Below are 13,595 nucleotides of genomic sequence, written 5' to 3'. Positions count from 1 at the left end.
TCATGAAACAAAACATTTCAACTTGGACAAAAGCAACCTTACTACTTGCAACTGCTTTCTTTTTTACTTCCTGTAATTTTAATTTTGTTGAGGGAAAACAAGGAAGCGGAAATATTGTTGAGCAAACACGTAACATTTCGGAGGATTTTAAATTTATTGAAGTAAGTACAGGAGTTGAAGTTCTTGTAGAACAATCCGATACTAAATCAGTTGTAGTAGAAACCGATGATAATTTGCAGGAACTCATCGTTACAAAAGTTGAAAACGGTGTTTTGTATATAAAATCAAGCGAAGGATATTCCTCTAATGAAACTCCGAAGATAACTGTAAAAATGCCTGTCATTGCTGGACTTTCAACAACCAGCGGTTCTACTATAAAAAGCCAAAACAAGCTAATTACTGAAAATATTGCTGTAAAATCAAGCAGTGGAAGTGAAATAGACATAGAAGTTGAAGCCGATCATATCACAATTGAAACTACCAGCGGAAGCACTGCCGAAGTTTCTGGAAAAGCAATTAAACTTGAAACTTCTTCGTCAAGCGGAAGTAGCTTAGACGCTTCTGATTTATTGGCAAATGACGTAATATCACAATCCACAAGCGGGAGTAGCACAACGGTCAATCCAATTTTGAGCCTTGACGGAAAAGCTTCAAGCGGGAGTTCAATAGGATATAAAAACATACCTAAAACGCTTACCAAAGAAGAAAGTTCAGGCGGAGGCGTTTCTAAAGAATAATTTAATCAAACATCAGCCATGGCTGATGTTTTTTTTTATATTTTTGACCAAAACTAATACAAACCATGAAAAAAATCGCATTTTTACTAGTTGCAGTATTCATTTCTACTTTGGCTTTTAGCCAGAAAAAAGAAAAGGTAAAAGGTTCTAAAATTGTTACAATTGCTCAAAAGGAAGTTCAAAGTTTTACAGCTATCGAAATCTTAGATGATTTGGAAATCTTTCTTATAAAAGGTGACAAATGCGGTTTAGAGCTTGAGGCCGATGATAATCTTCACGATGCAATTGATCTAAAATATAATGGAGGAACATTGATCCTTTCTTCTGCAAAGCAAATCCTTGGCTACAAGAAATTCACGATCAGAGTTATATATACGGATGATTTTAAATTAGCAGAAGCTAAAAATGATGCTATAATTCAAGGTCCAGAAGAAATTAATCTAGAAGAAGTGACCTTCAAGAGTTATGAAAATGCAAAAATGTATCTGAATACGAATGCAAAGGCTTTGACTATAGTTGGAAATGACAAATCTGAAATACAATTGAATGCAAAATCAGAAGCCGTTAAAATCGAATTGAGCAAAAATGCACAGATGAAGGCCTTAATTTCGGCTACTGAAATGAAGTTCGATATGTATCAAAAATCAAAAGCAACTATTGAAGGTGATGTGATTGATTTAAAACTTCGTTTGGACAACAACACGACATTTGTGGGTAAAAATTTGGCCTCAAAAAATTGTGAACTTATTGCCGAAGGTTACACAAATGCTACTGTTATGGTAGAAACTTCTTTAAACTTGGATGCTTCCGGAAGCTGTGAGGTCTACTTATATGGTGATCCAAAAATAGAAATGAAACAATTTGCAGGTAATGCTTCACTTCAAAAAAAGACTTTGAAATAACAAAAAATCCCAACTTCGCAGTTGGGATTTTTTTATAACCTTTACTTCTGATTATTCTAAAGAAGCTAAATATCTTTCTGCATCCAAAGCTGCCATACAACCTGTTCCTGCAGCAGTAATCGCTTGACGGTAAACATGATCAGCAGCGTCACCACCAACAAATACTCCGTCAACATTTGTTTTAGAAGTTCCAGGAATATTCTTAATGTAACCTGTTTCATCCAGATCCAAATAGTCTTTAAATATATGTGTATTTGGCTTATGTCCAATTGCTACGAAGAATCCAGTTGCTTGAATTGTTTTTTCTTCCTTAGTTGTTTTATCTAAAACTTTAACGGCTGTTACTACTTGTCCATCACCAATAACTTCAACAGTTTCGGTATTTAAAAGAATTTCGATATTCTCCGTTTTTCTAACTCTCTCTGCCATGATTTTTGAAGCCCTGAAATTTTCGCTTCTCACTAGCATCGTTACTTTCTTACAAAGTTTAGAAAGATAATGTGCTTCTTCACAAGCAGAATCTCCTGCTCCAACGATTACAACTTCTTGATTTCTGTAGAAAAAACCGTCGCAAACCGCACAAGCAGAAACTCCACCACCCATTTGAAGATAATGCTGTTCTGATGGAATTCCCAAATATTTAGCGGAAGCTCCTGTAGAAATAATCACAGTCTCACAGTGAATTTCTTTTGTTTCATTTACCCAAACTTTATGGATAGGCCCAGAAAAATCTACTTTTGTAACCCATCCGTCACGAACATCTGTTCCAAATCGTTGAGCTTGTTGTTGCAATTGTATCATCATTTCTGGTCCCGTTACACCATCAACATAACCAGGGAAATTTTCTACTTCATTTGTTGTTGTTAACTGTCCACCAGGTTGAGTTCCTTGGTAAAGAACCGGATTCATATTAGCTCTAGCTGCATAAATTGCTGCCGTATATCCTGCAGGACCAGAACCTATAATAAGACATTTTATTTTTTCTATCGTATCTGACATGTCGTAAATTGTTTTGTTGTTTTGAGAATGCAAATGTATGTTTTTAATAAAAAATAATTCCTAATTGTTGATTAGTTTTAATAATTATAATATAGTCAAATATTATTCTGATTTTGGTTTGGTAGAACTAATTTTAATTCTATATTTGCATCCGCTTTCGGGGTGTAGCGTAGCCCGGTTATCGCGCCTGCTTTGGGAGCAGGAGGCCGCAGGTTCGAATCCTGCCACCCCGACAAAAAGCCGAACAGATATGTTCGGCTTTTTTATAAAAAAACACTACTTACTATTTTTATAGAATATCGAGAACAGTTATCGCATCCCCTTAGGACGGGAAGTTCGAAGGATCTAATCTTACTATACAAAAGAAGCCGAACAGTACTGTTCGGCTTCTTTATATAACTATTTTGAATTGACCAAAATTTGTGAATTTTCAATATCCGTTATTCTAGAATTTTAACATTACTGTCGTCAATATCATATGCATCAATTACCGCATCATAATCTTCAAAATCTACTACTGTTCCTCCTCTTGAAAAGTAGCCAGGAATGATTACAATTCTAAAAGTCTGGTTGTTAATAAATTGTGGAGTTGTTGCTAGGTTATAAGTTCCTCCTGCATAGATTGTAAAGTCGATAGCACTAAAATCAAAGTCATAATCTAATTCACCTTCATTTAGATATAAAGTTCTTGGAATCAATTGCCAGATGGGTGTTTGTGGATCAATTGTTCCTGCCAATCTATAAATTAGAATATTGTCAGAATCAAAAATTACAGGATTCAAATCACGAAAAATAACATATTCATTATTGTTATTCAGCTGGAAATTTACGTTTTGAAGTTCAAAAACTTCGCTTTCTACAGAAATTCCGTCTTGTCCGTCTCTTCCCGGAGGCCCTGGATCACCTTCACAACTTTGAAAAACTGTCATGGACACTACTGCTAAAAGTAAAAATATACGTTTCATATTTATAAGAATTTATTGATTTATAAATGTATTCCAAAAACCAAACCAAAAAAAAAGATTTAAGATAAATTTAATGATTTTGGCTCATAAAAAGTTCAAGAAAAGGACTCAAATCAAGTTGATGCAATTGTTGTGAAGTGTTGATAATTGGCTGTAGCCGAAAATATTCATTGGAGATATAATACTCCAAACCGTTTAGAGTGGCAATGCCTTCGACTTGATGATAAGGCAAAGCGAGGTCGATTTTTCGCTTATTGGCTGAAAAGAAATCATTGTTGTTGAAATCGGATAGCAAATAAAGAAAAGGCTTCAACTTTTTTGAATAGCCACATAAAACGAGTAGCCTTTTTTCTTCCAAGAATGTAGCCCCTGTAATCAATCCGTTGACTTCCAGATCAGATTTGAATTTAGCAATGTGACTTCCTGGAAGTTTTGGAAGAACATATAAAGCTGTCTTGTTAGTTGTCCATTGCTTGGTAAACAAATAAATACTGTCGTTACTGACAATAAATGCTTCACAATCAAAATCAGTAGTATTGGGCTTTTGCCGAAAGAAATCAGGCTGATTGGAATAGGAAAACGAGATGGTGTCGATCTGCGGATTATTTGCCTTGAGCGACATTTTTTCGATTCTTAGTAAGTGTAAATTTTGCCGATTTCCTTTGGAATTATTACCAAAATCACCCACATAAAGATAGGCACTGTCTTGCGAAATTTCTTCCCAGTCGGTATTTTTAACGCCTTTTAAAGAAAATTGATTTTGAATCTTTCCGATGGTGTCAAGTGCATAAAGATGTGTATCGGTATCATCGTTATGAGTCCACAATTGATTATCAAAATACACCAATCCCGATGTTTCCCTGAGAGTATCAGAAAGTGTTATGGAGAAAACGGGTTCTATTTTTGTTTTTTCATACAGGCAACTGCCGTCGTTTAAAAGAGCTGACGGATTGTAGTTTTTAGCCAAAACGTCCGTGCAACCCGAGAGTTGTGCTTTTGCCGAAAGGCTTATTATAAAAAGTAGAAATAGAAAATAGTTTTTCATGTTTTATTGTACTGCAACACCGTTTTTCTTGAAGATTTTATCGAAAAACAAGATGTGATAAGGTAAAGCGTTTTCCCAATATTCCCAAGTATGAGCTCCAGCACGTTCGGTATAATCGTGTGGGATTTTTGCATACACCATTCGGCGGTGTAGTTCGCGATTGTGTTCGATTAGGAAATCATCGACACCACAATCGATCATCAGCGGGAGATTATTGGCCTTGATTTTATGTACCATTCCAAGAACAGCATGCGAATCATAGACTTCCTGCGAAGCACCTTCTGGACCAAAAACGGATGCCATCAATTGGTTGATTTTTTCGGGCGTATCACGGTTTCTGATGCTTCCCATATCGACGGCTCCACTCATACTTCCTGCTGCAGCAAAAAGCTCTGGATGACGTGTTGAAAGATATAAAGCTCCGTGACCTCCCATTGAAAGTCCGGTAATGACACGACCGTTTTTGTTTGCAATGGTGCGATAGGTCTTGTCAATTTTTTGGATGACTTCCTTGGTAATATAAGTTTCGAATTGGCTTCCTTTATTAACGGGACTGTCGAGATAGAAGCTGAAATTTTCACCTTCGGGCATCACAATGATGATGTTGTATTGATCGGCAAGATTGTGCACCAACATCTTGTCTGGAGTACTCTTGAGCCAATCTCTAAAATGTCCGTAGGCCCCATGAAGGAGGTATACTACAGGATAATTGGTCTTGCTTTTTGTATAGGAATTTGGGAGTACCACTGCTGCTTTATAGGTCTTATCCATTGCAGTGCTATAAATGTCTAAGCTATCGACTTTGGCGGCCTGTGCGGAAAAGATGGTAGCAAAAAGAGCTGTGAAGATTAGTATTTGAAGCTTTTTCATCGGGTATTGTTTTGTGTTCTTGGTAAAGATAAGGATTTAGGTTGGGAGAAGGAAGACGTTAGTGATTGAAAGATGTAAGGATTTAAAAATTGAAATGTGACTATAGGAAAATTTGAAGTTGGGCAAAGGATTTTAAAAAATGAAACTTATTTTTTTATAGTATACATTAAAGGCTTCATAGTATATATTGATTTATTTATAGTATACATTATAAATTCTATAGTATATATTTAAAACTTTATACTATACATTTATAACTCCATACTATATATTCAGACTTTTATAGTATACATTAGTTACTTCATATTATACGTTGATTATTTCATACAATATATTTGTTACTATATAGTATATATTAAAATATTCATAGTATATATTGAAAGATTTAATGTTGATGTTGTCTCTCGACCAAACTCGGGATGACACTATACCTTATCTATAGCTGTGCTGAAACGAAGCTCGGGCAGGCCCATTACTTTATTTATATTTATGTGTGGAAGAAATGAAGAAAGCTTCGTGTTGCTCTGATGCAGGACAGAACACGAAGCTTTTGGTATTGTGAGGATGGGGATTTTATCGGAAGTTTTTGAAACGTATCTTGTTGATGTCCTTAAATTCTAGGCTTGTAGCGCCATAAACTCCCTTGATGTACTTTTTTGCATGCAATGCTATGTCAACGAGGCCTGTTTCTTCGGTGTAGAGAAACTCGTTGCGGTTGATTCTGGCGGTGTTGATGTTTGCTATGGCGGTATCAATGCTGAAATTTGCTTGGAGGAGCTGGTCTTTGAGGAGTTCGAGTGCCTCAAGTGTAAACTCAGGGTTTAGTGGTTCATAGCCTTCGGTCATGCTGAGAAGGCTTACAAGATCGGCAAAGCATTCGTACATGCTATCGAAACTGGCCCTGGAGATAGAGCGTTCCTTTTTTGCCTCTGGGTCTTCGGGATTGGGAATGTCTTTTTTGTTGGGCTTATGGAGGCGGATTCCTTTAAGTTTCTTGACGATGCTCTTGGCATTCTCTATGTCTGCCGGAGAAGCATTTGTACCAGACATGATACCTACTATACGGGAACAGAAAGCTCCGAGAGATTTGTAGCGTTCTTGACGCGTATCTACACAAATTGACCAAGTATTTTTCTTTTTTAGGACTTCTTCTAAGTGCCAGGTTCCTTTGCTGTAGAGTTGTTGCAGTTGTGGAAGCTGGAGTGCGAGTTTGCTGGGCATGTACTTATCGAGGGTTTTGATGTTCTCTATAAGTTCGTTCAGATTGAAGACATTGATGCTATTACCCGTTGGATGGTTTGTCATTTGTTTTGGTTGTTTGGTTAATATTCTTTTATTGTATTTCAAACATACTAAAAAAATGTATTCGGGTGCAGTAGAATTGTTATTTGTTTCAATCACGCAAAAAAAACTCTTGATTTATTTTAGAGCATACTGATTTAAAGTATGAAAAATATAATCCTTGAGAATTTACAACAACCTCGAAATTGCAACAATACCTTCTTCCAATTGCTTTTCGGACAATGATGCATAGCCTAATCGGAAACCATTTATCGGGGCGTTGAAACTGAATTTGTCAGGAGTCATGAGTCCGATGCCTTGCTGTTGGAGTTTTTCTGCGATTTTAAAGATGTCCATTTCTGTTTTTGGAATTAGCCAGAATGCCAGTCCGCCATCAGGTTTTGCAAACGTTACCTTATCGCTTAGATGTTCATTCAGTAGCGTCTCGAAATAATCCCGCTTTGCTTTATAAATTGCTGATGTTCGCTTGAGGTGACGTTTTACCTCTCCATCATTGATTAATTGCAGAACAGCCTGTTCCATAATATTGTCGCCCTGAACATCAATAAGCTTGCGAAGATTGCCCACTTTATTGATAAAACTATTATTGCTGACCAGAAAACCAATCCGTAATGCCGGTGCCACAATTTTACTCAAAGTACCGATATAGATAAAGTTGTGGGCGTTTTCGAAACTCGAAATCGGGAAAATAGGCCGATGGGAAAAATGAAACTCATTGTCGTAATCGTCCTCAATTATCGTAAAGCCATATTTGTTAGAAAGTGCCACCAATTTCAAACGCCTTTGCAAACTCATGGTAACTGTCGTGGGAAACTGATGGTGTGGCGTGGTATAGATTGCCTTTATCTTTTTATTGGTTTTTAAATAATGTTCAATTTCTTCAATATTTACCCCTTCATTATCAACGGAAACAGGAAGCAGATTGGCTCCAGCGCTTTCAAAAGCTTGCCACGCTGGTTTATAACCTGGGTTTTCGATGAGTACGGAATCGCCTTTTTCTAGCAAGCAATGTGCTGTGAGGTACATCGCCATCTGACTTCCCCTGGTAATACAAATTTCGGAGGCTTCAATGTTCATTCCTCTCTTGAAATTGAGCATCTGCATAATGGCCGTTCTAAAATCCAGATCACCCAACTCATCACCATAGCCCATCATTTGCCAACGCGATTTCCTGTTGAAAATCTGCCTGTAAGCTCTAGCCAATTCCTTCATTGGCGCAAGCCTGCTGTCGGGCAAACCATCATCAAACACAATGGAATTTTTCACCGTTTTTTGTTGTGTACCATTGTCATTTAAAGCAATTATCTTTCGCTTATTGGCTTTCGGAAGAACATCGGCTACAAAAGTCCCTTTTCGTTCCTTTGAAATCAGCCAGCCTTCTGAAAGCAGTACGTCAAGAGCATTGACAATCGTATTACGGTTTACTTTTAATTGCTCTGCAAGCTGTCGGCTTCCCGGTAATGCCTCGCCTTGTTTTAATTTTCCGCTCTTGATCGCGTTGATAATAGCATCAGTAATTTGCAAGAAAAGAGGTTTCTCACAATGAAAATTAAGTTCTATTTGAAGTTGCCAAGGTCTAATCATCTGGACTACTATTTTATAGTTTTTCTGGACTATTACAGCAGTCCAAAAGTACAATACTTTTGTATGACAATTAATAATAACACTATTAAAATTAAAAGAAATGAAAAAATCAATTTTTTACCACGCTGGATGCCCAGTATGTATTAGTGCAGAACACGACCTATTATCGCTTATCAATCCTTCTGAAATTGAAGTAGTGCATTTAGGAGACGACAAATCAAGAATCGCTGAAGCAGAAAAAGCAGGTGTACAATCCGTTCCCGCTTTGGTAACGCCAACAGGAAATGTATTGCACATCAACTTTGGTGCTTCAATGGAAGACGTAAAAGCGTAAAGAAAAGATGTCCTGCGAATTATTCGCAGGGCATTATTAATCATTTAAAAAAAATAAAATTATGCAAGTAGCAGTTTGGGATACCTATGTAACCCGCAAAGATGGAACAATAATGCATTTTGACATTGTGGCTCCAGATACCATCAAGGATGAAGAAACCATCCACCGTTTTGGGAAAGATTTTCTAGTATCCAAAGACGAAGAAAACCAGCCCTTGACCTCCAAAGAATGCCGATTTTGCCACATTGACAAGGCCTCTCCAGAAATTGAAGCAAGCGTTACTCAAAAGGGGTATTATATTATTGAGATGGAAGGTTGCTAAAACCTTTATACCAATTCCTTAAAGTACTGCAATAGAATCCTGTCGTTATCTAAAGTTGGTGTAAAGACTTCTAATATTGCAGGCTTTTCATTTTGTATATATAAAGCTGATAATGCCTCCGAAAGTTTAGTTTCGTTACTGGCTGTCAGGTATTCAAAACCATACATTTTAGCAAGATGTTCGGCAGTAAAGCAATGTGATGTTTCAAAAAACTCATTGAAAACAGGTGTTTCGGCATGACCGGGAAGAATCCTGAAGATACCTCCTCCTCCATTATTGATGATGATAATTTTGAAATTCGACGGAATATATTTGTTCCAAAGTGCATTGCTATCATATAAAAAACTGATGTCTCCCGTAATGAAAGTTGTCTGTTTTGTATTGGCGAAAGCCGCTCCAATTGCGGTTGAAGTACTACCATCAATCCCGCTAGTTCCACGATTGCAATAGACTTCTATTGACGGATCGATGTCGATTAGTTGAGCATATCGAATGGCAGAACTGTTGCTGATTTGCAAGTGACTTTCTTTTGGCAAAGCCGAAATCACGCTATTAAAAACCGTAAAATCAGAAAACGGAATCTTGGACAAATAAAGGTCGTGTTTCTCTTTTCGGAAGGTTTTTAGGTCTTGACCTTTCTTGAAATAATCACTCTTTATTTCTTTTTTCAAGGGCAAAAAAGCAGTAAAAAAACGTTGTGGTGCAACTTTTATATGCTCTGTTAAAGCTCCAAAAGTATCATAAGCCCTCAATGTATCAATGTGCCAATGGTGTTGTGGCTTGTATTTTCTTAAAAATGCTTTAATTCTCTTTGAAACCACCATTCCGCCAAAAGTTACGAGAATTTCAGGTTTGAAATTTTCAAAATCTTCTGTCGTAAAAGGCGTTATCATCGTATCGATGTTATTGATAAACGTTTGATGGTGCAAGTTAGAAGTCGTTTCGGTCAAGACAATTATGGAAGGATCGGTTGCTAATTGCTCAATAATCGCCTCGTCCATCACATTTGGATCGTTTACTCCTGCCAAAATCATTTTTTTTGAAGCAGAGTTCCAAATTTCTACAAGATGACTCAAATCCCCAATTGGAGTCGGCTGCTGTTCATTTGCGGAAGCGGAAATTGTTATAGAAAGTGCGTCAACGGTTTCATACAAAGGTTCTTCGAATGGAGCATTGATGTGAACCGGTCCTTTTTGTGTCAAAGAAATATGGATCGCTTCGTTGATTTTCGAATCATTTTCTGCGGAAGCATCTTCGTGCAAGTTGGCATTATACAAAATGTGGTTTGCAAACACATTTTCCTGACGGATCGTTTGGCCATCGCCGATATCGATCTTGTCATGTGGCCTGTCGGCAGAAATCACTACAAGCGGGATCTGACTGTAAAAAGCCTCTGCCAAAGCTGGATAATAATTCAGTAAAGCCGAACCTGAAGTACAAACAATTGCAACGGGTTGCTTGGTTTGCTGAGCAATTCCCAAGGCGAAAAATGCGGCACAACGTTCGTCGGCAATACTAAAACATTTGAATTTTGGGTTGTTCACGAATCCAATCGTGAGTGGTGCATTTCGCGAACCTGGGGAAATCACGATATTGGTTAATCCTTTTGCGGCACAAATTTCGATAATGCTTTGTGCTAAAGGTATTTTGGGATAGATCATTTTCTATTTTTTCTGAACTACAAAGTTACAAAGTTACTGAGGGATTTCCTGTAATTCAAGTAGGTTTTTCTTAATTTTGAAGCAAATATTACATTCCAATGGAAATTAAAATCCGTCCTGCTACTTTTAAAGATTTGGCTGCTATTTTGGAAATAGTGAATCACGCCATTTTGAATACAACTGCCATTTATGACTATGATGCACGAACGTTGGAAGAGCAAAAATCGTGGCTGGAGGAAAAACAAGCTTCTGGATTTCCTGTACTGGTTGCCGAACAAAATAATGAGGTGATGGGTTTTGGAACTTTTGGCAGTTTTAGAGTAAAAATTGGATATCGTTTTACCGTAGAACATTCTGTTTATGTTACTGAAAATGCCATTGGCAAAGGAATCGGAACGTTACTTTTGCAAAAATTGATTGATTTAGCAAGAGAACAAAACTACCATTCTATGATTGGTGTTATTGATGCTTCAAACTCTGGAAGTATTGAATTTCATAAAAAATTCGGATTCAAGGAAGTTGGAATACTTGAACAAGCTGGCTATAAATTCGATCAATGGCTTGATGTTTCATTGATGCAACTCCTTTTAAAGTAGGCAGGGGGTCAGTGGTCAGTAATCAGTGGTCAGTTACTATATTGCGATAAACCGAATACTGATTACTGAACACTGATTACTGAACACTGCCAACTATGCCTTAATCCAATCCACAATTTCTTTATCTGTTGGCAAAGTTCTTGGCGAGATTACTTTCACTACTTCGCCTTTTTCGTTTAGCAGGTATTTTTGGAAATTCCATTCTACTTCTGAATCTTGAACACCATTTTTATCTTTTTGTGTTAGAAACTGATAGATCGGTGCCATATCATCTCCTTTTACCGAAATCTTGTCCATCATAGGGAAAGTCACTCCATAGTTTCTTTCGCAGAAAGTAGCAATTTCCTCATTGTTTCCTGGCTCTTGTTCCATGAAATTATTGGCTGGAAAGCCTACAATTACAAAATTTTGATCTTTATATTGATCATAAATAGCTTGCAAATCTTTGTATTGAGGTGTCAATCCACATTTTGACGCAGTGTTGACAATCATTACTTTTTTGCCTTTTAGGGAAGCAAAATCAAATTCATTTCCAGATAAATCGGTTACTTTAAATTGGTAGAGGTTTTGCCTTGTCATTTCTTTACTTTTTTCATTTGCGATAGTTGTCTTTTTATTTTGTGCTGTATTTTCTTGACAAGCAACCAAATTTAAGAGTACAAACGCTGTGATTATTATGTTTTTCATTGTTGGGATATTTTTGATAAAATTACGGATTATGCCATTTCAGACTTGCAATTTTATGTTAAAAACACACCCCTGTTTCTGTTCAACAATTGTTAAATTATAAGTCCAAAAATAAAGATAGTTCTAAAAATGTTAAATTTATTACTTACAAATCCATAAGTTTGTAATACAAAACCCAAAATTCTATGACACAGGAAGAACTTTTACCTTTGATCCTCAAGAAGGACGACAAAGCTTTTACCTTATTATATGACATGTATTCCAAGAATCTTTATGGAATAATTTACAACCTGATTCGCAATCATGAGGAGTCAGAAGATGTTCTACAAGAGGTTTTTGTGAAAATCTGGAAAAACATCGAAAGTTATAATGAAAGTAAGGGCCGCTTTTTTACTTGGATTCTCAACATCGCTCGAAATACTGCTATCGACAAACTTCGTTCTAAAGGATTTAACAACACGCAAAAAAACTTATCGGCCGATAATTTCGTACATCTGTTAGATGACAGTAACAAATTATCAAACATGATTGACACCATTGGAATTCAAGAGTTCGTAAAAAAGCTCAAGCCAAAATGCATCAAGATTATCAATCTTTTATTCTTTAAAGGATATACTCAGCAGGAAGCTTCGGAAGAATTGGAAATACCACTTGGAACTGTGAAAACACAAAACAGAAATTGCATTAACGATTTAAGAACCTTTTTACAAGTATGATGGAAGCGAGAGAATATATCGAATCTGGAATTTTAGAACTCTATGTTTTTGGAATTCTAAGCGATACAGAGACTGAGGAAGTTAGTGCCATGGCTGAAAAATATCCTGAAATTAAGGCCGAAATCTTGTCGATAGAGAAAGCCGTAATCAGTTTATCCTTTAGCATGTCACCTTATCTTTCGGCAGCAAACTATGACCGAATCCGTACTCAACTTTTAGCCAAGCATGGTGTTGAGGAAGGTGTTGTAGAAATGAAACCAAGAAGCAATGTTGCCCTATTTATTGGATGGGCTGCTGCAATTGTGTTGATGATTGGGGTTGGATATCAATATACTCAACTGGATGCTGTGAAAGAGGAAGTTGTAGTTGTAAAAGCTGAAAATTCGGATCTTGAAAAAGAACTCAACTCACTTGAAATTGACAAGCAAAAAACCGAAAGCGTCTTGGCCATTATTCGTGATGATAACAACACTGTTGTTGCTCTAGGAGGACAAGCTGTTTCGCCAGAATCCAAAGCGAAAGTATATTGGAACAAAGAAACTCAAGCGGTTTATATCGATGCGGCAGGATTGCCAGAACCTCCAGAAGGCATGGTGTATCAGGTTTGGGCCTTGAAACTTAATCCGCTTACGCCAACAAGCATTGGTCTTCTTGAAGATTTCAAAGCTAATGAAGCTAGATTGTTCAATGTAAACAGTACAGGAGAAGCCGAGGCATTTGGAATTACACTAGAACCAGCTGGTGGAAGTGTTAGTCCTACTTTGGAACAATTATATACGCTAGGAAAGGTGTAAATTGATTGAAAGATTGAAGGATTTAAAGACTTAATGAAACTTAATTCCTTAATGGTTTAAATTAAGAAAGGCTCAACTTAT

General features: G+C 36.9%; 15 protein-coding genes and 1 tRNA gene. 8 read left to right on the top strand and 8 right to left on the bottom strand.

Annotation, left to right across the window (positions count from 1 at the left end):
- Positions 1-2: 2 nt before the first annotated feature.
- Together G508_RS0113625 and G508_RS0113620 are read left to right on the top strand one after the other, a co-directional pair.
- The gene (locus G508_RS0113625) at positions 3-737 is read left to right on the top strand and encodes a head GIN domain-containing protein (RefSeq protein WP_026705844.1); all 735 of its coding nucleotides are present in this window, start codon (positions 3-5) and stop codon (positions 735-737) included.
- A gap of 65 nt (positions 738-802) precedes the next feature.
- Positions 803-1,639, top strand: a complete 837-nt coding sequence (locus G508_RS0113620) for a GIN domain-containing protein (RefSeq protein WP_026705843.1) — start codon at positions 803-805, stop codon at positions 1,637-1,639.
- Positions 1,640-1,690: 51 nt separating this feature from the next.
- On the opposite strand, the gene trxB is transcribed toward G508_RS0113620, so the two are convergent.
- Entirely contained in the window at positions 1,691-2,638 is a 948-nt protein-coding gene (trxB, locus tag G508_RS0113615; protein WP_026705842.1) for a thioredoxin-disulfide reductase, read from the bottom strand.
- A 158-nt stretch (positions 2,639-2,796) separates the two neighbouring features.
- Here trxB and G508_RS0113610 point away from each other — a divergent pair.
- A tRNA-Pro gene (locus G508_RS0113610) sits at positions 2,797-2,871 on the top strand.
- Between the two features lie 207 nt (positions 2,872-3,078).
- Here the strand turns inward: G508_RS0113610 and G508_RS0113605 are convergent.
- From G508_RS0113605 to pdxR, 5 genes are all read right to left on the bottom strand, one after another.
- Complete coding sequence (locus G508_RS0113605) at positions 3,079-3,603, bottom strand: hypothetical protein (RefSeq protein ID WP_026705841.1); 525 nt, start codon at positions 3,601-3,603, stop codon at positions 3,079-3,081.
- 70 nt (positions 3,604-3,673) lie between these two features.
- Entirely contained in the window at positions 3,674-4,648 is a 975-nt protein-coding gene (locus G508_RS0113600) for a hypothetical protein (RefSeq protein WP_026705840.1), read from the bottom strand.
- 3 nt (positions 4,649-4,651) lie between these two features.
- The gene (locus G508_RS0113595; protein WP_026705839.1) at positions 4,652-5,518 is read right to left on the bottom strand and encodes an alpha/beta hydrolase; all 867 of its coding nucleotides are present in this window, start codon (positions 5,516-5,518) and stop codon (positions 4,652-4,654) included.
- Positions 5,519-6,091: 573 nt separating this feature from the next.
- Positions 6,092-6,919 (bottom strand): hypothetical protein, encoded by an 828-nt coding sequence (locus tag G508_RS0113590; protein WP_026705838.1) that lies wholly within the window; start codon positions 6,917-6,919, stop codon positions 6,092-6,094.
- A 69-nt stretch (positions 6,920-6,988) separates the two neighbouring features.
- The gene (pdxR, locus tag G508_RS0113585; RefSeq protein WP_026705837.1) at positions 6,989-8,404 is read right to left on the bottom strand and encodes a MocR-like pyridoxine biosynthesis transcription factor PdxR; all 1,416 of its coding nucleotides are present in this window, start codon (positions 8,402-8,404) and stop codon (positions 6,989-6,991) included.
- 100 nt (positions 8,405-8,504) lie between these two features.
- Here pdxR and G508_RS0113580 point away from each other — a divergent pair, with 100 nt between their 5' ends.
- Complete coding sequence (locus G508_RS0113580; protein ID WP_026705836.1) at positions 8,505-8,738, top strand: hypothetical protein; 234 nt, start codon at positions 8,505-8,507, stop codon at positions 8,736-8,738.
- A gap of 61 nt (positions 8,739-8,799) precedes the next feature.
- Positions 8,800-9,060: a DUF2024 family protein gene (locus G508_RS0113575; RefSeq protein ID WP_026705835.1), complete on the top strand. Its 261-nt coding sequence runs from the start codon at positions 8,800-8,802 to the stop codon at positions 9,058-9,060.
- Positions 9,061-9,065: 5 nt separating this feature from the next.
- Here G508_RS0113575 and menD read toward each other — a convergent pair whose 3' ends face one another.
- Positions 9,066-10,721, bottom strand: coding sequence for a 2-succinyl-5-enolpyruvyl-6-hydroxy-3-cyclohexene-1-carboxylic-acid synthase (gene menD / locus G508_RS0113570; RefSeq protein ID WP_026705834.1), 1,656 nt, complete (start codon positions 10,719-10,721; stop codon positions 9,066-9,068).
- 98 nt (positions 10,722-10,819) lie between these two features.
- On the opposite strand from menD, the gene G508_RS0113565 reads away from it, so the two are divergent.
- Entirely contained in the window at positions 10,820-11,317 is a 498-nt protein-coding gene (locus tag G508_RS0113565) for a GNAT family N-acetyltransferase (protein ID WP_026705833.1), read from the top strand.
- 93 nt (positions 11,318-11,410) lie between these two features.
- Here the strand turns inward: G508_RS0113565 and G508_RS0113560 are convergent, their stop codons facing one another.
- Entirely contained in the window at positions 11,411-12,004 is a 594-nt protein-coding gene (locus tag G508_RS0113560) for a glutathione peroxidase (RefSeq protein WP_026705832.1), read from the bottom strand.
- Positions 12,005-12,189: 185 nt separating this feature from the next.
- On the opposite strand from G508_RS0113560, the gene G508_RS0113555 reads away from it, so the two are divergent.
- Together G508_RS0113555 and G508_RS0113550 are read left to right on the top strand one after the other, a co-directional pair.
- On the top strand, positions 12,190-12,720 hold the full coding sequence (locus G508_RS0113555; protein WP_026705831.1) for an RNA polymerase sigma factor: 531 nt from the start codon (positions 12,190-12,192) through the stop codon (positions 12,718-12,720).
- Positions 12,717-13,514 (top strand): anti-sigma factor, encoded by a 798-nt coding sequence (locus tag G508_RS0113550; protein WP_342662969.1) that lies wholly within the window; start codon positions 12,717-12,719, stop codon positions 13,512-13,514. Before G508_RS0113555 ends, G508_RS0113550 begins: the two co-directional genes overlap by 4 nt.
- The last annotated feature ends 81 nt before the right edge of the window (positions 13,515-13,595 follow it).

It is taken from the genome of Flavobacterium soli DSM 19725, assembly GCF_000422705.1.
GTDB lineage: Bacteria > Bacteroidota > Bacteroidia > Flavobacteriales > Flavobacteriaceae > Flavobacterium > Flavobacterium soli.
This window is presented reverse-complemented; position numbering and strand designations above follow the sequence as displayed.